General features: G+C 58.1%; 16 protein-coding genes and 1 pseudogene. 1 reads left to right on the top strand and 16 read right to left on the bottom strand.

The window, feature by feature from the left end:
* Window positions 1-412 precede the first annotated feature (412 nt).
* Entirely contained in the window at window positions 413-3847 is a 3435-nt protein-coding gene (gene rne / locus BG55_RS15305; protein WP_034939275.1) for a ribonuclease E, read from the top strand.
* A 94-nt stretch (window positions 3848-3941) separates the two neighbouring features.
* On the opposite strand, the gene BG55_RS15300 is transcribed toward rne, so the two are convergent.
* The 16 genes and pseudogenes from BG55_RS15300 to BG55_RS23305 all read right to left on the bottom strand — a co-directional run.
* On the bottom strand, window positions 3942-4448 hold the full coding sequence (locus BG55_RS15300) for an Lrp/AsnC family transcriptional regulator (protein ID WP_034939272.1): 507 nt from the start codon (window positions 4446-4448) through the stop codon (window positions 3942-3944).
* Between the two features lie 140 nt (window positions 4449-4588).
* The gene (gene gabT / locus BG55_RS15295; RefSeq protein ID WP_034939270.1) at window positions 4589-5905 is read right to left on the bottom strand and encodes a 4-aminobutyrate--2-oxoglutarate transaminase; all 1317 of its coding nucleotides are present in this window, start codon (window positions 5903-5905) and stop codon (window positions 4589-4591) included.
* Between the two features lie 179 nt (window positions 5906-6084).
* The gene (locus tag BG55_RS15290) at window positions 6085-7011 is read right to left on the bottom strand and encodes a 2-hydroxyacid dehydrogenase (protein ID WP_034939267.1); all 927 of its coding nucleotides are present in this window, start codon (window positions 7009-7011) and stop codon (window positions 6085-6087) included.
* Window positions 7011-7853, bottom strand: coding sequence for a GNAT family N-acetyltransferase (locus tag BG55_RS15285; protein WP_052018892.1), 843 nt, complete (start codon window positions 7851-7853; stop codon window positions 7011-7013). Before BG55_RS15285 ends, BG55_RS15290 begins: the two co-directional genes overlap by 1 nt.
* Before the next feature lie 9 nt (window positions 7854-7862).
* Complete coding sequence (locus BG55_RS15280; protein WP_034939264.1) at window positions 7863-9194, bottom strand: NAD(P)/FAD-dependent oxidoreductase; 1332 nt, start codon at window positions 9192-9194, stop codon at window positions 7863-7865.
* A 50-nt stretch (window positions 9195-9244) separates the two neighbouring features.
* Window positions 9245-10909: an ABC transporter ATP-binding protein gene (locus BG55_RS15275; RefSeq protein WP_034939262.1), complete on the bottom strand. Its 1665-nt coding sequence runs from the start codon at window positions 10907-10909 to the stop codon at window positions 9245-9247.
* Window positions 10906-11757 carry an ABC transporter permease gene (locus BG55_RS15270; protein ID WP_034939259.1) on the bottom strand — a complete coding sequence of 284 codons (852 nt, stop codon included), beginning with the start codon at window positions 11755-11757 and terminating at the stop codon, window positions 10906-10908. Before BG55_RS15270 ends, BG55_RS15275 begins: the two co-directional genes overlap by 4 nt.
* Window positions 11757-12710: an ABC transporter permease gene (locus BG55_RS15265; protein ID WP_034939256.1), complete on the bottom strand. Its 954-nt coding sequence runs from the start codon at window positions 12708-12710 to the stop codon at window positions 11757-11759. Before BG55_RS15265 ends, BG55_RS15270 begins: the two co-directional genes overlap by 1 nt.
* A gap of 14 nt (window positions 12711-12724) precedes the next feature.
* Complete coding sequence (locus tag BG55_RS15260; protein ID WP_034939254.1) at window positions 12725-14329, bottom strand: ABC transporter substrate-binding protein; 1605 nt, start codon at window positions 14327-14329, stop codon at window positions 12725-12727.
* Window positions 14330-14360: 31 nt separating this feature from the next.
* Window positions 14361-15638, bottom strand: coding sequence for an NAD(P)/FAD-dependent oxidoreductase (locus tag BG55_RS15255; RefSeq protein WP_034939251.1), 1278 nt, complete (start codon window positions 15636-15638; stop codon window positions 14361-14363).
* Between the two features lie 20 nt (window positions 15639-15658).
* The gene (locus BG55_RS15250; RefSeq protein WP_034939249.1) at window positions 15659-16327 is read right to left on the bottom strand and encodes a haloacid dehalogenase type II; all 669 of its coding nucleotides are present in this window, start codon (window positions 16325-16327) and stop codon (window positions 15659-15661) included.
* Window positions 16328-16363: 36 nt separating this feature from the next.
* Window positions 16364-17833, bottom strand: a complete 1470-nt coding sequence (locus tag BG55_RS15245; RefSeq protein WP_034939246.1) for an aldehyde dehydrogenase family protein — start codon at window positions 17831-17833, stop codon at window positions 16364-16366.
* Window positions 17834-18484: 651 nt separating this feature from the next.
* Window positions 18485-19945: an NAD-dependent succinate-semialdehyde dehydrogenase gene (locus BG55_RS15240; protein ID WP_034939243.1), complete on the bottom strand. Its 1461-nt coding sequence runs from the start codon at window positions 19943-19945 to the stop codon at window positions 18485-18487.
* Between the two features lie 156 nt (window positions 19946-20101).
* Window positions 20102-21064, bottom strand: coding sequence for an HTH-type transcriptional regulator Cbl (gene cbl, locus BG55_RS15235; protein ID WP_034939239.1), 963 nt, complete (start codon window positions 21062-21064; stop codon window positions 20102-20104).
* A 138-nt stretch (window positions 21065-21202) separates the two neighbouring features.
* Complete coding sequence (gene nac / locus BG55_RS15230) at window positions 21203-22120, bottom strand: nitrogen assimilation transcriptional regulator NAC (protein WP_034939236.1); 918 nt, start codon at window positions 22118-22120, stop codon at window positions 21203-21205.
* A 314-nt stretch (window positions 22121-22434) separates the two neighbouring features.
* Window positions 22435-22627: pseudogene (locus BG55_RS23305) on the bottom strand (hypothetical protein); the annotation flags it as partial.

The raw sequence follows: 22627 nt of genomic DNA, 5'->3' as shown, positions 1-22627 counted from the left end.
GCGAGAAAAGTCACCTTGCTATCACAAGCTTAGCAATGGAATAATGTTTCTGTTTCCCATGTTAAACCCTGGTGAACAAGAAAATTGCGTAATAAGAAATTTTGCCTGATAGCCCATACACGCAGCAATGGCATAAGACGTAATGTGTAATCAGGCATTTAGCGGGCTGCGGGTTGCAGCCTGGACGAAAGACGGGATTGGTTCACTCAGGTTTACACTGGCGGTACCCTCCTTTTAAAAGCACTGTTTTTCCGGTTGAAAAACAGGCTGCCGAGAATTTGCGCCCCTGTAGCTGCCGATACCCGTGAGGGTGACGGCTTTGCGATGAGACTCGGGGCCATCGGTCAACCACGTCCAGCGTTACTATTGCCCGTAGCTTTGTCACTAATGCAAGAATAATGAGTAAGTTACGATGAAAAGAATGTTGATAAACGCAACTCAGCAGGAGGAGTTGCGTGTTGCTCTGGTTGACGGACAACGTTTGTACGATCTGGATATCGAAAGCCCCGGACACGAACAGAAAAAAGCCAACATCTATAAAGGCAAGATCACCCGTATTGAACCCAGTCTTGAAGCAGCGTTTGTTGATTATGGTGCTGAAAGACACGGTTTTCTCCCTCTGAAAGAAATTTCCCGCGAATACTTTCCCGCTAACTATGCCTCCCACGGTCGTCCCAATATTAAGGATGCGCTGCGTGAAGGTCAGGAAGTGATTGTTCAGATCGATAAAGAAGAACGGGGCAATAAAGGCGCAGCCTTAACCACCTTTATCAGCCTTGCGGGCAGCTACCTGGTGCTGATGCCTAATAATCCGCGTGCGGGCGGCATTTCGCGGCGGATTGAAGGTGACGATCGCACCGAGCTGAAAGAAGCCCTGTCTTCACTTGAACTGCCTGAAGGCATGGGGCTTATCGTGCGGACGGCGGGCGTGGGCAAGTCAGCCGACGCGCTGCAATGGGATTTGTCCTTCCGCATCAAGCACTGGGAAGCAATTAAAAAAGCCGCTGAGAGCCGCCCTGCGCCCTTCCTGATCCATCAGGAAAGCAACGTCATTGTGCGCGCCTTCCGCGATTATCTGCGTCAGGACATCGGTGAGATCCTGATTGATAACCCGAAAGTGCTGGAGCTTGCCCGTCAGCATATTGCGGCGCTGGGCCGTCCGGACTTCAGCAGCAAAATTAAGCTTTATACCGGTGAAATTCCGCTGTTCAGCCATTACCAGATCGAATCGCAAATTGAGTCTGCCTTCCAGCGCGAAGTGCGCCTGCCATCCGGCGGATCGATTGTTATCGACAGCACCGAGGCACTGACCGCGATCGACATTAACTCCGCACGGGCAACGCGCGGTGGCGATATCGAAGAGACGGCGTTTAATACCAACCTTGAAGCCGCCGATGAAATAGCTCGTCAGCTACGCCTTCGCGACCTCGGCGGCCTGATCGTCATCGACTTTATCGATATGACGCCGGTGCGCCATCAGCGGGCGGTAGAAAACCGTCTGCGTGAGGCGGTTCGTCAGGACCGTGCGCGTATTCAAATCAGTCATATCTCCCGTTTCGGGCTGCTGGAGATGTCCCGCCAGCGCCTCAGTCCGTCACTGGGCGAATCGAGCCATCACGTCTGTCCCCGCTGTAGCGGCACGGGCACTATCCGTGATAACGAGTCTCTGTCGCTGTCGATTCTGCGCCTGATTGAAGAAGAAGCGCTGAAAGAGAACACCAAAGAGGTCCACGCGATTGTCCCGGTGCAGATTGCCTCTTACCTGCTCAACGAGAAGCGTGAAGCCGTCAGCGCCATTGAAAAACGTCAGGGTGGCGTGCGGGCCATCATCGTGCCAAACGATCAGATGGAAACACCGCACTACTCAGTGTTGCGCGTACGCAGCGGCGAAGAAACCCAGACGCTGAGCTACCACCTGCCGAAGTTGCACGAAGCGGAAATGGCCCTCCCTTCTGAGGAAGAACACGCCGAGCGCAAACGCCCTGAACAGCCTGCGCTGGCTGCCTTTGTTATGCCAGATGCACCCCCTGTTCCGCAGGAAACCACCACAGCCTCGCAACCGGTGCAAACAGAGACCACCGTTAAAAATACGGTGGCCGCGAAGCCCGGTCTGTTGAGCCGTGTACTGCAAGGCATGAAGAACTTCTTCAGTGGTGAAAAACAAGCTGACGCGCAGCCAGAAGCTGTTACCAGCGGGGAAGAGAAAGCTGCGGAAACCAGCGCACCGCGTCAGGAGCAACGCAGCAACCGCCGTCAGAATAACCGTAACTCACGTAACAGCGACCGTGGAGAACGCAACGCGGAACGCAACAGTAACGATCGCAGCTCGCGTAACGAACGTAACGGCAATCGTAACGAACGTATGGTACGTGACCGCGATACCGCAACGGAAGATAACCGTCGCAATAAACGCAATAACAGTGCGCAAAGTGACATTCGTGACGATCAACAACTGCCTGAAGACACTCGCGGGCAGCAGAGTGATGAGCAACAGACCACCCGTCGTGGCGATCGCAGACGCCGCAACGAGCGTCCGCTGCCGCAGGAAGAAAAAGTCACCGAGGTCAGCCGGACTGACGAAGCCGCTGAAGCCAGTGAAGAACAGGTTCAGGTGATGCCGCGTCGTAAACCACGCCAGCTGAACCAGAAAGTGCGTATCGAAACTGCCGAGCAAACCGCAGCACGGTCCTTTGCACCTGAAAATCCGGTCACCCAGCCCGCAGTCTCTGAAAACGCGGCTGAGGCGGAGGAAGGCGACAGCAACAGTATGCCGCGTCGTTCCCGTCGTTCACCGCGCCATCTGCGCGTCAGTGGACAGCGTCGTCGCCGTTACCGTGATGAGCGTTACCCAACGCAATCACCAATGCCATTGACCTTTGCTGCTGCGTCGCCAGAAATGGCTTCCGGTAAAGTGTGGATCTCGTATCCCGTCGCCCAGGTGGCAGATGAGAGTGAAATCGAGCAGTCGATTGTGCCGGATTATGGCCATCAGGAGACGGCCGACGCCGTGGCGGTTGCCGCAGCCGCAGAGACAACCCAGCAGTCTGATGAAGCTCAGCCGGTTCACCAGGCTGCTCCACTGCCGGAAAATCAGCCGGTAATAACCCCGGTTGACGACAGTGCGAGTGAAGCAATTTCAGTGCCGGTCAATGAGCAGCCTGCGGTTATTTCTGCTGCCGACGAGGCCGTTGCCACTGAGGTCATGGCCGACGCGCAGCCGGTAGCGGAGGCACCGACCGCCATTGCTTCCGCTGTTGCGGCAGAAGAGCCCGCACAGCAAATCGCCGTCGCCAGCCAGCTGGCTGCGGAAAATGTGCTGGAAGCCACGGAAGCAACCACTGCCAACGCTGACCCGGTACAGCCGACAGCACCTGTGCAGGCTGATGAACCCCATGCGCCGGTTCCGGCCCGTGATGAAGCGGTAGCTGAAGTTCAACACGCGCCAGTCGCCAGTGCACCGTCTGAGACGATTGCTGAACCAATGGCTCCTGCTTCATCAGCACAAGCTGAGGTTGAGCAGGCAGTGAATGAACAGAGCGATGCGGCACAACCGGCTGCTGAAGAGTCTGTTTCTGAGGCGGTGAAAGCACCGGCCGAGGTGAACGCAGCTGTTGAACTGGCTCCGCCAGCCCAGCCCGCAGCCCCGATTCAGGCCAGCGCTGCCGCTCCGGCGTTTAAATATCATGCCTCGGCACCGATGACCAAAGCACCGGCTCCCGCCTGGCAGCCGGAGCCGCCCCGCCACAGTGACTGGGTGCGGCCGGTGTTTAACTTTGCAGGCAAAGGCTCTGCCGGGGGGCACTCTGCGACCCATCAGGCGACTGCGCCAGCAACCCGCCCGGAGTAATTCGCAGTAAAACAAAAGCCCCGACATAAATGTCGGGGCTTTTTTAATGCCTGTGAAAACCCAGGGTAACGACCGGGGCTGAACGGCTGGCCCGTCAGATTTCAACCTGGGTATGACGTGAAATCAGAGAACGCAGCGGTACGCTGCTTTTTAAAATCGGTGACTTGATCACGATATAGCTGAAGTACTTGTCGATCCCCACACTGGAATCCAGCAGGCCTTCAATCACTTCCTGATAATGCTCAATACTGCGGGTGATAAAGCGCAGCAGATAGTCATAACCACCGGTGATCAGGTGGCACTCCATCAGTTCATCCACCTCACGGATAGCACTTTCGAAGCGCATAAAATCTTCCCGCCGGTGACCGGCAAGGGTGACCTCAGTGAAGACGGTAACCGAGTCGGTGATTCTGGTCAGATTAATATGCGCCTCATAGCCGGTAATAAAACCGGCGGCTTCAAGACGCTTTACCCGTTGCAGGCAGGGGCTGGGGGACAGTCCAACCGCATCAGCCAGATTAACATTACTGATGCGGCCATCTTTTTGCAGCTGAACCAGAATGTTGATATCGATGCGGTCCAGTTTCATTAAGCCGTTCATAGCGCCCCTCATTGTTATCAAAGTGTCACCGGATACCAGTGGTATAACACGCTTTTTGCCAGCGACGCCAGCGTTTTACCGGTCAGGGTTCTGGCAAAAAAATATCTTTAAACGCAGTAATATCAATGAGAAAGCAATTATCAGCCCAGCCGTCCGCTGGCATTCGCCAGCGCGATATCAAAAATATGCAACGCTTCTTCCAACTGTGAATCACTGGTCACCAGCGGCGTCAGGAATCGCACCGTATTGCGTTGCACGCCGCACTTAATCAGCAGCAACCCTTCCTGACAGGCACAGTCGAGAATTTTTTGCGTCAGCTCAGCATCCGGTTCACCGCTTTCAAAGTCGATAATCTCCACGGCCAGCATCAGCCCCACACCGCGCACTTCACCAATGCAGGCGTATTTTTCAGCCAGCTGAATCAGACGGGCATGAAGTTGTTCTCCCAGTTCGACAGCGCGTTGCAGCAGGTTACCGTATTCAAGCAGATCCAGTACCGCCAGCGATGCCGCACAGGCCAGCGCATTGCCGCCGTAAGTGCCGCCCAGCCCGCCTGGCGTCGGCGCATCCATAATGTCTGCTTTCCCCACCACACCGGAGATCGGCAGACCCCCTCCCAGGCTTTTTGCCACCGTCACCAGATCCGGCACGATGCCGGTATGCTGGAAAGCAAACATCTTGCCGGTACGGCCAAAGCCGGTCTGAACCTCATCGCAAATCAGCAGAATGCCGTGACGGCGGGTCACCTCACGCAGGGCCTGCATAAAGTTTGCCGACGCAGGCAGGAAACCGCCGTCGCCCTGTACCGGTTCGATAATGATTGCCGCCACGCGCTCCGGGGCAATCTGCACGGCGAACAGCGTGTCCAGCGCCTTCAGACAATCCGCTTCGCTAAGCTGACGGTATGGATTAGGAAACGGCACGCGATAAATATCGCCGGGAAAGGGACCAAAATTTTGTTTATAAGGCTGACTCATTCCGGTCAGGGTACAGCCCAGCAGGGTTCGACCATGAAATGCGCCATCAAAAGCAATAATGCCGGAACGACCGGTAAAAGAGCGGGCGATCTTCACCGCATTCTCCACCGCTTCTGCACCGCTGGTGAAAAATACGCTTTTAAATTTCTCGCCTGCCCCCACCAGCGCATTAAGCCGTTTTGCCAGCTCAATGTAGCCAGGATAGGCCGCTACCTGAAAGCAGGCGTGCGAAACCTGCTGCAACTGTTGACTGACTGCGGCCACCACCTGCGGGTGATTGTGCCCGACATTCAGCACGCCGATACCGGCGACAAAGTCGAGATAGCGATTGCCTTCCACATCCCACACTTCAGCGCCTTTGCCCCTGGCAATCACCACGGGATGGGCGGTTACCACCCCGCGCGGCACCTGCTCCTCGCGGGCATCCAGCCACAGCGCGTTATCAGAAAAGGTCTGCTGCTCAGCCAGTAAATTGTGCATCTCTGTTCCTCATCGGTATGACATTTATGGGTCAAGTATCGCAATAAGCCGGAATACCACGCTGCCGTAATGGCTCCGGCAGCAGCATTAACTGTTGAAATCGGATGGAATCCAGGGGTTAAATTTTCGCCGCGCTCAGGCGGCGCTGACAGGGCCGACGATAAGGCCCGGCCGACGATTCAGTAGCCGCGTGAACGATCCACCACGCCCTGCATCGCTTCGCCACGTTCGAAACGGCGAATATTGTCCAGCAGTGCGCGCACCGCAGTTTCAGGCCGGGTCTGGCTGGCAATGTGCGGCGTCAGCCAGATGGCCGGATGGAGCCAGAAGGGGTGCCCCTCCGGCAGGGGTTCCGGATCGGTAACATCGATCACCGCCGCACTGAGCTGCTGACTCTCCAGTGCCGCCAGCAGATCGGCCGAATTGAGGTGACCACCCCGACCGGCGTGGACCAGCGCGGCGCCCTGTGGTAGCTGGCTGAACAGGCTGGCGTTAAGGATATTTTCTGTGGCACGGGTCAGCGGCAGCAGACAGATCAGGATATCGCTCCGCGCCAGAAAAGAAGCCAACTGCTCCTCTCCGGCGAAGCTGCGCACGCCGGGCAGATGCTTAGGCGTACGGCTCCAGCCCGCGCAGTCATAGCCAAACTGCACCAGGGGTTGCAGCACGGCTTCACCCAGTTCACCCACGCCCATCACCCCAACCCGACACTGCGAGGCCGGTTTAGTGGGCTGCTCCAGCCAGCATTGCTGGCGCTGCTGTTGCAGATAGCGCGGCATTCCCCGGTGCAGCCCCAGCACGCTCCAGGTGATATATTCCACCATTCCCTGAGTCAGCCCCGGCTCGATCATTCTGACTACCGGGAGTTCAGGCGGCAGACGGTGGTAATCGAACTGATCGGCTCCGGCACCTACTGAGAAAAGCACCCGCAAATTGGGAAACTGTTGCATCAGATTGTCCGGCGGCTGCCAGGCCACCAGATATTCCACCAGCAGGGGATCGCCGATATCCGGCCACTGACGGAAAGCGATCTCCGGTGCCCATTCGGCCAGTAAGGCAGCCCAGCGTTGGCCGCGTTCGGCGCTGGATTTATACAGCAGCGTCATCAAGCCATCGCCTGCGTCATTAAGCCAAATGAGAGTGCGCCGTCAGGCTGCCAGGGTACGCCGCGGATCATGGTGGTGGGACGGTCCACTTCCGGGATTCCCACGCTGCTCAGCCAGTCGCCGATACCGCTGTGACTGTCGGTATCGATGCGCACAAACTGACCGTCATGCCCACTCAGCAGCTGACTGACCAGCACTTTCGCCTGCTGCGCATTCTGCGCAATCACCGGACCAATCGCCTGACCATGTCCGAAACGCCGCTGGCAGGCAAAACCAACGACCCGCCCGGCTTTTTCCAGCAGCAGAAAACGTTGCGCAGTGTCAAACAGGCTGGCAATCAGCGCAGGGCGATGCTGACCGTGTGCCTGTCGCTCAAGCGCAGTCAGCGTAGCGATATCGTCACAGCTCGCCGTGCGCAGCACTTCATCTTCAGCGGGAGCAATGGCCGCCACCGGCGGCAGTTCACGACACTGATGCTGTTCAACCCAGCCGGTGGCGACAAATCCCAGTTTTTCGTACAGCCCTTTGCCCATTTCCGTGGCATGGAGCCGCACGTTGCAGCCTTTCAGCGCCTCCAGCGCCGTCTGCATCAGCTGGCGGCCAATGCCTTTTCCCTGCATGTCATCCGCCACAATCACCAGTCCCAGCGAGGCATACGCCTCTCCCCAGCGCCACCAGAGGATGGTGCCCGCCACGCGGCCATCCACTTCGGCCACCCGCCCCTCGCCCAGCGACAGCGCCTGTTGCCAGTCTTCAGGACGGTGGGGCCACTGCAACCTGCGGGTCAGCTCTGCCGCCTGCGCCAGATGTTGCTCATTCATTTTCTGCATCGGGACCTTCATTTTTTCTCCTTACATCATACCCGGCAGATCAAGGCCAGAGCCGTCAACCAGCCGCGAATAGCGGTATGGCGCGGGATCAACAATCGGGGTCGCGCCGGTCACCAGGTCAGCCGCGAGACGCCCCGCAGCCGGACCAATACCGAAGCCGTGTCCACTGTAGCCTGCGGAGATAATCAGGCCGGGCAGCCGGGCAACGGGGGAAATCACCGGTATCGCATCCGGCGTACTGTCAATCACGCCGCCCCACGCCTGTTCAGCGCGAATGCCCCGCAGCGCCGGATACTCTTTACACATCGCCTCAATGGCTTCCTGCACCATCGCCATATCCGCGTCCGGGTCAAGAATGCGCACCTCTTCGAACGGCGAGCGGCGGTCAAACTGCCAGCGGCAGAAGGTTTCCGGCCCGCGCAGGAAGGGGGCGATGCCCGGCGACAGCGTCAGGTATTTACGGCGTGCTTTAAAGGTGGGCCAGAACTGGCGGGCATAGCGCAAACTTTGTGCGCCCGGCGTCAGGCGGCCTCGCCCGGAGATGGAAACCGTATAGCTGCCATCCATCTGCGGACGACAGGCAAAAGTTGGCGTATACAGCGGCATGGCAATCGCCTGTTCCACTGCGGTGGTGCGAAACGCAGTGCCGGTGACGTTGCCGAGCGGCAAATCCACACCGTGACGACGGCAGAACAGCGACGTCCAGGCCCCGGCAGCGCAGACAACCTGGCGGGTTTTGATCGTCCCGCGTTCGGTTATCACCCCGCTCACCCGACCGGCCGAGATATCCAGCCCGCGCACCGCACACTGTTGAAAGACCAGCGCACCCAGCCGCTGTGCCGCTATCGCCAGCCCGGGTGCCGCCAGCGACGGTTCCGCATGACCATCGCTCGGTGAAGAGACGCCCCCCAGCCATCTGCTGGTGCTGCCGGGCGTCATGGCTTTCGCCTGCTCAGCGGTAAGAATATCGCTGCGCACGCCGTAGCTTTTTGCCATCTTTCCCCAGTTATCCCAGGCATCGATTTCGCTCTGATTGCCGGTGGCATACACCAGCCCGCTGCGGCGAAATCCCAGCTCTTCACCTGTTTCCTGATTCAGCTCTCCCCAGCGTTGCAGGGCATGGATCACCAGCGGCAGCTCGCGCTCGTCACGGTTCTGTTGACGACACCAGCCCCAGTTACGGCTGGACTGTTCCGCGCCCACCAGCCCCTTTTCAATCAGCACCACGCTGACGCCCTGGCGGGCCAGCTCATAAGCCGTGGCGGCCCCGACAATCCCTGCACCAATCACCACCACATCCACTTCCGGCGGGAAATAGTGGCTGTCCTGAACGTATCGAATCAATGACGGCATCGTATTGTTAACTCCTGCCCCTGCCAGTCAGCAGAGAAAAAAACTGTGCATTACAGCGCAATATCGCTGGCTTCATGTTCATCCAGCCAGCCCTGGCGTAACTCTGGTACGGCCCGCTTCAGCCGTTCGTAATAAAGCTCACCAGAGGGTTTATCGTAATCGGCGCGCGCCACCTGTGTCACTCTGCGGCCATTCTTCACCACCAGAATTTCATCACATACCGAGCGCACCGCATGGAGGTCATGGCTGATAAAAATCACCGACAGCCCCAGCTCACGACGCAGTTCGGTGATCAAATCCAGTACCGCCGCTGCCACCACCGTATCCAGCGCGGAGGTCACCTCATCGCACAGGATTAAATCCGGTTCGGCCGCCAGCGCGCGCGCCAGATTAACACGCTGTTTCTGTCCACCCGACAGCGACCACGGACGCCGCCGCAGCACGCTGTGCGGCAGCCGCACCAGATCCAGTAACCCGGCCAGCCGTTTTTCCAGCGCCGCCCCCCGCAGCCCGTGAAACAGTTTCAGTGGCCGACTGAGGATAGCGGCAACGCTGTGCGCCGGATTGAGCGCGGTATCGGCCATCTGAAAAACGTACTGAATGCGGCGCAGCTCATCCGCTGAGCGCTGCTGCATATCCCCGGCAATATAGTGGCCGTTGAACAGAATATGGCCGGAAGACGGCACGTTCATGCCGGCGATAGCATGGGCCAGCGTGGTTTTCCCCGAGCCGGACTCGCCAATAATACCCAGCGCCTGGCCGCGAAACAGGCGGAAATTGATGTCGTGCAGGATGGGAATAGCGGGCTGCCCCTGACGGTTGACCGCGCCATAACCGGCAAAAACATCCCGCACCTCCAGCAACGGCTGTTCCCGGCTGTCCGGCATCTGCCAGGGCGTGGGTCGAACCTGTTGCTTTGCCGCTTCCAGCAGCAGATGACTGTACTGCGCCTGAGGCGCGCGCAGCAGCTGTTCAGTGGTGCCGTACTCGGCGATCGCCCCTTTCAGCAACACCAGAATGCGGTCGGCCATTTGCGCCACCACCGCCAGATCGTGGCTGACATAAATTGCGGTCATCCCGCGCTGGCGCACTACCCGGCGAAAGGTCTTCAGCACCTCCACCTGGGTGGTGACATCCAGCGCGGTGGTCGGTTCATCGAGGATCACCACGTCCGGATCGCTCATCAGCGCCATCGCGGTCATCAGCCGCTGCAACTGCCCGCCCGAAACCTGATGCGGAAAGCGTTGACCAATGTTCTCCGGGTCCGGCAGAGCCAGCTCGCGAAACAGCTGTACGGCTTTTTTCTCGGCCGCGGCCCGCGTCATCACGCCGTGGATGAGCACCGGTTCAGTCACCTGTTTCATCAGCCGGATTGCCGGATTAAACGAGGCGGCGGCACTCTGGGCGATATAGGCCACCTTGTTGCCACGAAACTGGCACAGCTGTTTTGCGCTGAGCGAGGTGACATCCGTGCCGGCCACGTGAATCTGTCCGGCGGCAATCCGGCAGCCGTGACGGGCATAACCCATCAGCGCCAGCGCGATGGTGGTCTTGCCCGAACCGGATTCGCCAATCAGCGCCAGCACTTCCCCTTTCTGCACGGTAAAACGGATATCGCTGACCAGCGGGATCTCACGGCCATCGTCGGCATGGGCAATCACCCGCAGATTCTCCACCGCCACTAACGGGCGGGCGCTGTGTGGCATCACGTTCATACTCCCTCCTTCACCGGGCTGAGCGGTCGCATGGATTGCAGGCTGTCGATAAACAGATTGGCCCCGATGGTCAGACTGGCAATCGCCAGCGCGGGCATCAGCACGGCGGGCGCGCCATCGAACAGCCCCTGTAGATTTTCCCGTACCAGCGTCCCCCAGTCGGCATAGGGCGGCTGTACGCCAAGGCCAAGGAAGCTCAGCCCGCTTAACAACAGGACGATATAGACAAAGCGCAGGCCAAAATCGGTCAGCATCGGGTGCAGCATATTGGGCAGAATGTCATGCAGGGCAATATAAAGACGGCTTTCTCCGCGCAGCCGCGAGGCGCGCACATAATCCATCGAGCGCAGGCTGGAGGCCATAGCCCAGGCGATACGATACGCTCCCGGCCAGTAGGTGAAGACCGCCGTTACCACCAGCATCGGCAGCGACGATCCGAATACCGCCACGATCATCAGCGCGAGGATTTTTCCCGGCAGCACCAGCATCGCGTCATTGATACGGCCCAGGATCTCCTCCAGCCATCGCCCGGTTACCGCAGCCAGCAGCGCCAGCACGATGCCGGTACAGCTTGCCAGCAGCGCCGCGCCCAGCGCCAGACCGATGGAGTAACGTGCGCCATACAGAATGCGGCTGAACATATCACGCCCCAGATAGTCAGTGCCGAACCAGAACTCGCGGCTGAAGCCGCTCAGTAACGGACCGCCGCCGATATCATCCAGGTTATGCGGCGCCAGCCACTGTCCCGTAACCGCCAGCACTATCCACAGCAGGGTAATAACAAGGCCCGCTCTGCCGCTGATGCTCAGTGACAGAAAAAAACGCCAGGGTAAGGTCATCAGATTCATCAGCCCCTCCACCGAGGATTAAATGCAATGGTGAGGATGTCTGCCGCCAGCAACAGCAGCAGATAGCACCCGGCAAACAGCATCACGCAGAGCTGCACCACCGGCAGGTCGCGGTTGCTGACCGCGTCCACCAGCTGGCTTGCCAGTCCGGGATAGCTGAAGATACTTTCGATAATAATCACCCCGCCAAACAGGTAAGCGAGGCTCAGTGAAATGGCATTGGCGATGGGTCCGACCGCATTAGGCAGCGCGTGGCGCAGCACCGCCCGCAGCGGTGGCACCCCCTTCAGCAGGGTCATTTCCAGATACGGGCTGTCCATCTGGTTAATCAGCGCCGATCGGGTCATGCGCGCCATCTGGGCCACCAGCACACAGCACAGGGTCAGCACCGGCAGCGCGTAGGTTTTCAGATAGCTGAGCACATCGGGGGCCGGGGTGCCCAGTGACATAGCCGGCACCCAGTGTAATTTGACCGCGAAGACAATCACCGCGATGGTCGCCACCAGAAATTCCGGTACTGCCACCACCGCCATGGTGGTCATCATCAGCGCCCGGTCAAACAGCGAACCGCGCTTCATTGCCGCACTCAGACCAATCACCAAAGCCAGCGGCACCGAAACCAGCGTGGTAATCGCCGCCAGTTCAAAGGTGGCAGGCATGCGCTGTGCCACCAGTTGCGCCACCGGCAAATGGCTGGCAAACGAGGTGCCAAAGTCGCCGCGCAGGATGCCAGCGAGCCAGCTGAGATAGCGCACGATCAGCGGTTGATCCAGCCCCAACTGCTGGCGCAGCGCGGCCACCGTTTCCGGCGTGGCGCTCTGCCCCAGCACCATCTGCGCCGCATCGCCCGGCAACATACTGGTGATAAAGAACACCACCGCCGAGACAATCAGCAGCGTCAGGATACCGGCCCCACAGCGCCGGAGAATCAGTAACAGCATGAACCGGTTCATCGTGCGTCTCCTTCTCAGGACGTAAGCCAGGCAAACTCATGGAAGCGGAAGCCCATCATCATCCCCGATGGCCAGGCTTCCACGCCTTTCACTTTGCTGCTGTAGCCGTCCAGTGAGCTGATAAAGGTGGGGATCAGCGTGCCACAGTGGTCGTAGATCAACTGTTGCATGTCACCGTACATCTGTTTACGTTTTGCCTGGTCGCGCTCGCCGCGCGCGGCGACCACCAGCTGGTCGAACTGCGCATTCTTCCAGCCTGACTCATTGTTGGGCGCATCGGAGAGATAAAACTGTGACAGCAGCAGATCGACCGTCGGACGCGGATTGATGGAACCATAGCCAATCGGATCTTTGGTCCAGTGGGTTGACCAGTAGCCATCATAAGGCACGCGGCGCACCTTGAAATTGATGCCCGCCGAGCGCCCCAGCTGCTGGATCAACTGGCCGCCTTCCACCGAACCCTCAATATTCTGGGTGGTGATAATTTCCGCCGTCGCGACGGTCATGCCGGCCTTTTTAAAGTGGTATTTCGCTTTTTCCACGTCGAGCGGCCGCTGCGGGATATCTTTGTTGTACATCGGATGCCACGGCGGCACCGGGATATCATTGGCAACCTCGCCAAAGCCCTGCATCACCGTTTTAACGATAATTTCACGCGGTTGCAGGTACTTCATGCCCAGCACAAAATCTTCGTTGCTGCCGGGTTTGATGTCGGTGCGCACAATCAGATTGCTGTACATACCGGATTTACTCTCCAGCACGCCAAACTGGCCGGACTGGCGCAGACGTTTAACGTCGCTGGCGCTGAGGGTGGCGACCATATGTAAATCGCCCGACATCAGGGCATTGACCCTCGCGGCCTGGTCGGTGACGCCAAGCAGCTCCACCTGATCAAGATGCGGCAGCCCCGGTTTCCAGTAATGCGGATTTTTGGTGCCGACGGTGCTGACGCCGGGGGTAAAGCTCTGGCAGACAAAGGGACCGGTGCCGATTGCCTTACTGAAATCTTTGGTGCCCTGCGCAACGATCAAAAACGGGCTGGTCGCCAGCACGGTGGGAATATCGAAGTTCGCCAGCGACAGCACCAGTTTCACTTCGGTCGGACTGACGGCGGTAATGCTGCTGAACTGTTTCGCCTGGGTGATGGCGGTGGACGCCACTGCCGGATCTTTATGGCGGCTGAGTGACCAGACCACATCGTCTGCGGTCAGCGGCTTACCGTTATGAAAGGTCACTCCCGGGCGCAGCTTGATCTGCCAGTTGATGCCGTCACTGCTGGAGATGGATTCCGCCAGCGCGGGTTGGACGTTCAGATCTTTATCCAGCTCGGTCAGGCCGCTGTAAAACATAAACTGGCGGCAGTAATCGGCGCTGTTGCTGCCTTTCGCCGGATCGAGAGTATCGGTTGCGGAGGCATTGGCTACCGCAGCCCGCATTTTACCGCCCTTTACCGGCGTCTCTGCCGCGAAGCCCAGCGACGGAAAGCCCACCAGGCCCGTGCTCATCACCGCGCCTGCCGACAGCAGTTTGATCATCCCGCGCCGGGAAAGGGAGACATCATTAATCGCCTGGCTTAAAGACGGGGTAACATGGCTGAATTCTTTACGAAATTTACTCATCTGCACACCCTCAAAATGGAACGTTAACGACTCAGGAGAGCCAGTCCCTGGCCTTGTAATACAGTCCCGCAACGGGCAAAAACCACGGTTTACCAAAATAACCGGGAACAGCAGGCCAGCTGTCGCGCTGCCACGGATTCTCGCGGCTTTTTTCTGCCACCAGATTGGCCATCACCTGCCCCATCCACACCGACATCTGGGTGCCGTGCCCGCTGTAACCCAGCGAGTAAAATACTCCGTCATGTTCACCGGCATGGGGCAGACGGTCGGCACTCATGTCCACCAGACCGCCCCAGCAGTAATCCATCCTGGTGCCGGCCAGCGTCGGGAAGATGCGCCGCAGGCTGGCTTGCAGAATTTTGCCGCTGCGGGCGTCAGAAGTGGGATTGCTGATGGCAAAGCGCGCGCGGCCGCCAAACACCAGCCGGTGGTCAGCGGTGGTGCGAAAATAGTTGCCGATATTCATTGAGGTAACGCAGGTGCGATTATTGGGCAGCAGCGCTTTCAGCTGTTGCGCGGGCAAAGGCTCAGTGACCACAATAAAGCTGCCCACCGGAATGATGCGCCGCTGAAACCACTCAAACGGGCCGATGTTCGAGCAACCGGTCGCCATCAGCACTTTTTCAGCGAGGATCTCCCCTTTAGCCGTGCCCACCCGATGCTGCCAGCCTTTCACCCGTTGCAGGCGGGTGACCGGCGTGTGCTCAAAAATCGCCGCGCCGCTACGGGCCGCCGCCCGGGCCAGGCCGATGCCGAATTTACCCATGTGCATCTGGCCGCCACGATGCTGGATCAGACCACCGTGAAAGGCATCGGAATCCACCTCCTGCCTGACCTCATCGGCACTCAGCAGGGTGACATCCTGATCGACATAACGGCGCAAAGCATCATGGGTCGCCTGTAATCCGGCAAAATGTGACGCTTTACTGGCCAGTTTGATTTTGCCGCAGCGCAGGAAATCGCAGTCGATCTGCTCCTCGCCGATCAGACGCTCTACATAGTCCACCGCGTCGGCAAAGGCGCGGTAGTAGCGGCTGGCCTGCTCAGCGCCTGCTGACGCCACCAGTGAGGCAAAGTTCTGCGACACGCCGGTATTGCAGTGACCGCCATTGCGGGCAGAAGCCTGACTCATCACGCCTTCCGCCTCCAGCACCACCACGCTCAGTCCGCTGCGGGCCAGCGACAGGGCGGCAGAGATGCCGGTAAACCCCGCGCCGATCACCACCACATCGGCGGTGGCGGGCAGTTCACCCTGCTGTGCACCGTCAAATTCAGGCGCGGTTGCCTGCCAGAAAGATTCCAGTTTCATCACCCTGCTCCTGTGCCGGATTACAGACCCACTACCGCCGGAAGACCGCCGATATCCTGCACTTCGCTGTAGCCGTAGTAAGGATTCCCCGGACCATGTCCCCGGTTAACAAACACTTTGTGGGTGATCCCCAGATCGTGCGCCGTCATCAGGTCATAGCGCATGCTGCTGGAGACGTGCAGGATCTCGTCGGGCGCGCAGTTAAGTTTGTTGAGCATCACCTCAAAGCCTTTCATCTGCGGCTTGTAGGCCCCCACCTCTTCTGCGGTGATGGTCATGTGGATCGGCGCACCCAGCCGGGGGATGTGATTTTTAATCAGCTCATCGGTGGAGTTGGTCAGCAGCACCAGCGGAAATTCCTTCGCCACTTTAGCCAGACCGGCCGGAACGTCCGGATGCGGTCCCCAGCTGGCGCAGGCGGTCATAATCGCGGCGCAATCCTCGTCGGTGCACTCCACCCGCCATTTGTTACAGGTGCGGTACAGCGCACCCGCCACCACCAGCGGATAAAGTTTGAATGCGCCCAGTACTTCATCCATACGAAAACGTGAGAAGTCCTCGGTAAAGGCAGGCATCTGTTGCGGCGAAATACGGTCTGCAAAGCGGCTGGCGGCCGCACCCGACATATCAAAGTTAATCAGCGTGCCGTAACAGTCGAAGGTAATAAATTTCGGTTTAAACACAGCCATGACGCATCCTCTTCAGTTTCAGGAGTGGGTGAAGTTTCAGAAGTCGATCAGTACGCTTTTGTAGCGGCGGCAGGCTTCGAAAGCCTGGCGGCCAAGATCTTTGCCAATGCCGGAGCCGTGAAAGCCGCCGGTGGGAATAATAAAATCGCCGGAGCGGCCATAGCGGTTGATCCACACCGTTCCGGCGGCAATGCCGCGCATGGCGCGCAAAGCCCGATCGAGACTTTGGGTATGCACCCCGGCGCATAATCCGTAGGTGGAATGCGCCGCCAGTGCCAGCGCCTCCTCTTCTTCATCGAAAATCTGCACGGTCAGCACCGGCCCAAAAATCTCCTCCTGCACCGCCGGGCTATCTGGCGATACATCGGCGATCAGCGTCGGCTGCCAGAACCAGCCCTCGCCGGTATCGGCAAAGGGTTCTCCCCCCACCAGCACGGTTGCGCCCTGCTGCCGCGTTGCCGCCACCAGCTGGCGGATTTTGTCCGCCTGACGGCTGTCGATCACCGGTGCATAGCGGCTGTGCTCATCCCAGGTGAGGCCGGGTCGAAAACCCTGACAAAGCCGGATAAGTTCGTTAATCAGCGCGTCTGCGATACCCCGCTGCACCAGCAGGCGGGTTCCGGCAACGCAGGCCTGGCCGCCGTTAGCGGTAAAGCCGCGCAGAATTCGTCCGGCGACCTCGCTGATATCGCCCGCATCGTCAAACACCAGTTGCGGGCTTTTACCACCCAGCTCCAGGGTAACCGGCTTCATACCGTGATGTGCCGCATCGCTCATGATGCGTGCGCCGGTTGCCGTCGAGCCGGTAAAGGAGACTTTGCGCACCAGCGGGTGCGCCACCAGTGCGCTCCCGGTCACTGCGCCGCTACCCTGAACAATATTCAGTACCCCGGCGGGCAGCCCGGCCTGCACCGCCAGTTCCGCAAGACGGACGGTGGAATAAGGCGTCAGCTCGGACGGTTTCAACACCACGGCATTGCCTGCAGCCAGCGCCGGGCCACATTTCCACGACGCCATCGACAGCGGAAAATTCCACGGTGTAATGGCACCTACCACGCCGTAAGGTTCCGGAACCAGCATCCCCAGGCTGGCATCCCGGGTGGGAAAAAGATCGCCGCTGTATTTGTCCGCGCACTCGGCGTAAAAGCGAATCGCCTGTGCCGTAAAAGGAATTTCATGATTGACCACGTCATAGATTGGCCGGGTGGAAGCCAGCGCTTCCAGCTGCGGCAGCTGGCTGTCGCTTTCGACAAGGTCGGCCCAGCGCTGAAGGATCGCGCCACGCTGGCGTGGAGGACAACTGGCCCAGCCACTCTCTTTTACCGCCCGGTCAGCAACAGACACGGCCTCGTCCACCTCACTGGCACCGGCTTCGGGAAGCTCACCCGCAACCCGGCCATCGGACGGCCGCCTGACGGCAAACCCCTGGCCGTGGGGGTTACGCAGCTGCCCGGCAATAAAGTGGCCCTCTGGCAGAATGACGCTATCGGGATCGAAACTTAACATGGCTTCCCCTTGTGTGGTCCGTGCCGAAAAAATAATGTTTTCTGTCAGTTAATCAGGCTGACGGTTAATCATTTTTTCCTGTTTCATCTGCGGCGTTTATTAATCAGATGCAGAAAGCATGCCAGAGAGTAAAAAAATTAAAATGCATAAAACCGGCGCGAAAAAAATTTTATGCCGTAATTTCACAACAAATTTAACGGATAAACCGTAAAGCTAAATTAATGATTTAAATGAAGTTATAAACGCACCAGCGCAGGGCGTCGGCGTATTAACCTGCACCATTGCAGAGAATGTCCGGGTATTTATTTCAGCCGTGGAATTAAATTAATCTTTTCTGAACAGGCGGTTTTAATTGTTTCCCGTTCGCGAAAAAAATAAACCCCATCACGGGGCGATGAAGTTTTAATGCCGTTATTAAGCTGAGCCCGTGAATAATTGATAACGCCGGGTGAATGCAGCACGCTACGTTGCAAGTGAAAAGAAAGCGTTAATTATCTTTGGCACGACGGGGAGAAAAACACTAAAGCAGAAAGCCTGGCGAGAAAGGAGGATGTGCAACCAGAAATAAACGTCTGACGGAGAGGGGGTAAAACAGGCGGTAAAAAAAACGCCGGTTAGCACGGAGAAAACCGGCGTTATCTGACCATAGCCTTAACTGAGACTGCCTGAATGAAAGGCTTTAATTTCGAGGTATTCATCAATACCGTGGTGTGACCCTTCCCGTCCCACGCCGGACATTTTTATGCCGCCAAAGGGTGCCACCTCCAGCGAGATGGCCCCGGTATTATGACCCACCATACCAAACTCCAGCGCCTCAGCCACCCGCCATGCCCGACGTCCATCTTCGGTAAAGAAGTAGGCACCCAGACCGTATACCGTGTCGTTAGCCAGGGCGATGGCTTCCTCTTCGCTGTCAAAAATGAACAGCGGGGCCACCGGGCCAAAGGTTTCTTCACCGGCGATACGCATGGCGGACGTCACCCCGCCTAACACCGTCGGTCGCACAAAGGTGCCTTCGCCCTGGTGAACGCCACCGGCCAGCAGTTCTGCCCCCTGACTCAGGGCATCATCAATATGGGCATTCACTTTCCTGACCGCCGCCTCATTGATTAGCGGTCCCAGGGTGTTGCCTGCGACAAATCCATCGCCCACTTTCAGCTTCGCCACCTCTGCCAGCAGCTTTTCGACGAAGCGGGGATAGATATTGCGCTGCACCAGAATGCGGTTGGCGCAGACACAGGTCTGCCCGGCATTGCGGAATTTACTGACCATCACCCCGCTGATGGCAATCTCAAGGTCCGCATCATCAAAGACGATCAACGGCGCATTGCCGCCCAGTTCCAGGCTGAGACGTTTGATGCTTTCAGCACTCTGCTGCATCAGCAGTTGCCCGACCCGCGTGGAGCCGGTAAAGGAGATTTTTCGCACCGTGCGGCTGGCGGTCAGCGTTTCGCCAATCGCCTGCGGCAGACCGGTCAGCACCTGGATGACACCGGCGGGAAAGCCCGCCCTTTCTGCCAGCACCATCAGGGCCAGCGCGCTGAGCGGCGTCAGTTCGGAAGGTTTGACGATAATCGGGCAGCCCGCCGCCAGCGCAGGGGCCACTTTACGGGTGATCATCGCAATCGGGAAATTCCACGGGGTAATGGCGGCCGCCACGCCAACCGGCTGTTTCAGCACCAGAATACGCCGGTCGCGGGTGGGCGCAGGAATGATTTCGCCGTAGATACGCCGGGCCTCTTCGGCAAACCATTTTACAAAACTGGCACCGTAGAGCACTTCGCCTCTGGCCTCGGCCAGCGGCTTGCCCTGCTCGGCGGTCATGATGGTGGCCAGATCGTCAGCGTTATCCAGGATCAGCTGATGCCACTTCTCCAGCAGCCTGGCACGTTCCGCTTCCGGGGTTTTTCCCCAGGCCGGACGCACCGCGTCAGCACAGGCGATGGCTGCAAGGGTTTCTTCCTCGCCCAGCGCCGGAATAGTCGCCAGCGTTTCGCCCGTGGAGGGATTGGTTACCGGCAGCGTTTCGCCGCGGGTAGCGGCCTGCCAGCGTCCGCCAAAGCAGGCCTGCTGACGCAGTAACTGCGGATCGTTTAAAGGTTGGGTGAACATAACATCTCCTTGCGGTGGTGATGTTCACTGTAACCTGAGCGTCACGGTGGATGCTGCGTTATGGCGGAACACAGCAACATGCCCTTGCGGCTTTTTGCCGCTAAGCAAAATTTTATGCTGTGGCGAACCCGGCGGAAAAGAGCCGTACTGCCGTGGCTAAATCTGGAAGTCGATCACCGGTCGTTCTGCCTCTGTTTCGAGCGACAGCGCCTGACGCTTGATCTCCTCCAGCGACAGATTGGCATTACATAACTCCAGAAACTGCCAGACATAGTTGCGCTGCAACTGCCCGCGTTTCAGTCCCAGCCACACGGTGTTGGATTCAAACAGATGTCTGGCTTCCAGCCGGGTCAGCTCATCGTGTTCATTCAGCTGGCAGGCCTGATCGGCGAGGATCCCCACCCCCAGATCCAGTGCCACGTAGGTTTTTACCACGTCGCTGTCCTGTGCACTCAGCACCACATCCGGCGTCAGGCCTGCCGCATGGAAAGCGCGGTCCACCCGCGAACGTCCGGTGATCCCCTGGCGGTAGGTGATGAGCGGATAGCGGCTGAGCGCCGCCAGGGTAACCGGTTGTTCTGCCTCCAGCGGGTGGCCCTTCGGCACCAGCAGAGCATGATGCCAGCTGAACCAGGGAAACGCCGCCAGTGAGGGCACATTTACCACCTGTTCACTGGCAATGCCGATATCCGCTTCCCCTGCCAGCAGCATGGAAACGATCTCCTGCGGGGAGCCCTGATTCAGCTCCAGCCGCACATTGGGGTAAAGGGCACGAAAGGCCTTAATCACTTTTGGCAGGCTGTATCGGGCCTGAGTGTGGGTGGTGGCGATAGTCAGCACGCCGCTGGATTCATTGGTAAAGACATCTGCCAGGCGGCGTACCTTACCCGCCTCATCGAGGATACGTTCGGCGATGGTCAGCAGGGCTTTACCTGGCTCGGTCATGCCCAGCAGTCTTTTGCCCCGACGAATGAAAATTTCCACGCCCAGCTCATCTTCCAGATCGCGGATATGGCGGCTGACGCCTGACTGAGAGGTAAACAGGGTGTTAGCCACATCGGTGAGGTTAAAATCACAGCGTGCGGCTTCACGAATGATTTTAAGTTGTTGAAAATTCACGCTTACCCCTCTCTCTGTTAAATGTCTGTTCTCATCATGTTAAGGATGGGAAACCATAGCAACAAATAATAAAAAGAGGTTTTATATGCTTTTTAGTGATATGAAAACCGGCGCGCCCTGCGCGCCCGCCAGCAGAGGTTAACTGACCAGCATCAGCTCACGATCTTCAACAGCCGGTCGGTTCAGCAACGACAGCAGAATATTTTTGACCGCCTGCGCCGAGGGTGACAACGGCAGACGAGCAGAAACGTTCAGTGACAGCGGCAGATTTAAAGTCGGACTGTTGATACGCGCCATCCAGGCATGCGTGGAATTGACCAGCGCACGGGCGGCAGATTCCGGCAGTACCGTTACCCCCATGCCACTGCCGACGGCCGCGGTCAGCGTGGCGATGGATTCAATTTCGCCAATGATGCGCGCGCTCAGACGGCGCAGTGAGAACGCTTCGTCGACCCGTTTGCGCACCGCGCTGTAATCACGCGGCAGGAACAGATTCATCTGCGCCACCTCCGCCAGATCGATACTCTGTCCGGGGCAGTCACTGGCACCAACCAGATAAAGCTCCTCTTTCATCAGCGGCAGACTGGTGATACCGGCAGTCGGCGCGCGATCGTATAACACCGCCATATCAAGCTGGCCATTCATCACTTTTTCGTTTAATGAAGCGCCGCTGTTTTCATGCAGATAGACGAGGATATCAGGAAACTGCTCACGCACGGTTTGCAGTAACGGCATGGTCAGGGAAGATGCCGCCGTGCCCGGAGCCAGTCCGATGGAAACCTGACCGTTGAGTGACTGACCCGCATGGGCTACAGCTGCATGTGCCTGTTCACACTGACGTAAAATGGTGCGGGCATGTGAATAGAGGATTTTGCCCGCTTCGGTCGGCGTGACGCCGCGCTTGGTGCGGATCAGCAACTGCTGGTCCAGCTCATTTTCAAGCGTCGCCACCTGTTGACTGAGTGCAGGTTGCGCAATGTGCAGCACTTCTGCTGCCTGCGTCAGGCTGCCGATATCGACGATTTTCACGAAATATTTGAGCCGTCTTAAATTCATTTTGCCTCCGTCACGGATCCCTGAATGCCATTGTCACTGGCGGTAAAAATTAAGTTTTGATTCTGGTGCCGGATGAGAATTGCAAAGCCTGTGCCAGATTTTTCTGAATAAGTTCTGATAAGGCCGTACTTATGGCTAACAGGCCGTTAAATAAGAGAATCTGATTACCTGATGCAGATTAATCATAATTATTCATCTCTTTGCGTAATGGTTACAATCCGGCTACGCACCAGACTGGTGCAAAAAATGTTGTCAGGATGTGCATGTAACCGTTACCAGCGGGTATACGGACTGCATGAAGAGGTTAAAAGTTGTTACAGCGGTGGAAAAATGGCAATACCACTGCGGGATGAAGCCGCTCCCCAGCGAGAACCTTCGAGTGATATTAGCTGGAGAGTGGCAGAAAAATCTGGCTGGTCTGGAGGCGCAGGTAAAGCGAAACACACCTGCCAGGCGGATTTGAGTTCAGGTTCAGGTTCAGGTTCAGGTTCAGGTTCAGGTTCAGGT

Origin of the sequence: Erwinia mallotivora (genome assembly GCF_000590885.1) — a bacterium.
GTDB classification, from domain to species: Bacteria; Pseudomonadota; Gammaproteobacteria; order Enterobacterales; family Enterobacteriaceae; genus Erwinia; species Erwinia mallotivora.
The sequence above is the reverse complement of the archived record's forward strand: the minus strand, read 5'-3'. Positions and strand labels throughout refer to the sequence as shown.

Excerpts from the sequence above, each read along its gene's own strand:
- rne (WP_034939275.1), top strand. The coding sequence starts at position 413 with ATGAAAAGAATGTTGATAAACGCAACTCAGCAGGAGGAGTTGCGTGTT.
- BG55_RS15300 (WP_034939272.1), bottom strand. The coding sequence starts at position 4,448 with ATGAACGGCTTAATGAAACTGGACCGCATCGATATCAACATTCTGGTT.
- gabT (WP_034939270.1), bottom strand. The coding sequence starts at position 5,905 with ATGCACAATTTACTGGCTGAGCAGCAGACCTTTTCTGATAACGCGCTG.
- BG55_RS15290 (WP_034939267.1), bottom strand. The coding sequence starts at position 7,011 with ATGACGCTGCTGTATAAATCCAGCGCCGAACGCGGCCAACGCTGGGCT.
- BG55_RS15285 (WP_052018892.1), bottom strand. The coding sequence starts at position 7,853 with ATGAAGGTCCCGATGCAGAAAATGAATGAGCAACATCTGGCGCAGGCG.
- BG55_RS15280 (WP_034939264.1), bottom strand. The coding sequence starts at position 9,194 with ATGCCGTCATTGATTCGATACGTTCAGGACAGCCACTATTTCCCGCCG.
- BG55_RS15275 (WP_034939262.1), bottom strand. The coding sequence starts at position 10,909 with ATGAACGTGATGCCACACAGCGCCCGCCCGTTAGTGGCGGTGGAGAAT.
- BG55_RS15270 (WP_034939259.1), bottom strand. The coding sequence starts at position 11,757 with ATGAATCTGATGACCTTACCCTGGCGTTTTTTTCTGTCACTGAGCATC.
- BG55_RS15265 (WP_034939256.1), bottom strand. The coding sequence starts at position 12,710 with ATGAACCGGTTCATGCTGTTACTGATTCTCCGGCGCTGTGGGGCCGGT.
- BG55_RS15260 (WP_034939254.1), bottom strand. The coding sequence starts at position 14,329 with ATGAGTAAATTTCGTAAAGAATTCAGCCATGTTACCCCGTCTTTAAGC.
- BG55_RS15255 (WP_034939251.1), bottom strand. The coding sequence starts at position 15,638 with ATGAAACTGGAATCTTTCTGGCAGGCAACCGCGCCTGAATTTGACGGT.
- BG55_RS15250 (WP_034939249.1), bottom strand. The coding sequence starts at position 16,327 with ATGGCTGTGTTTAAACCGAAATTTATTACCTTCGACTGTTACGGCACG.
- BG55_RS15245 (WP_034939246.1), bottom strand. The coding sequence starts at position 17,833 with ATGTTAAGTTTCGATCCCGATAGCGTCATTCTGCCAGAGGGCCACTTT.
- BG55_RS15240 (WP_034939243.1), bottom strand. The coding sequence starts at position 19,945 with ATGTTCACCCAACCTTTAAACGATCCGCAGTTACTGCGTCAGCAGGCC.
- nac (WP_034939236.1), bottom strand. The coding sequence starts at position 22,120 with ATGAATTTAAGACGGCTCAAATATTTCGTGAAAATCGTCGATATCGGC.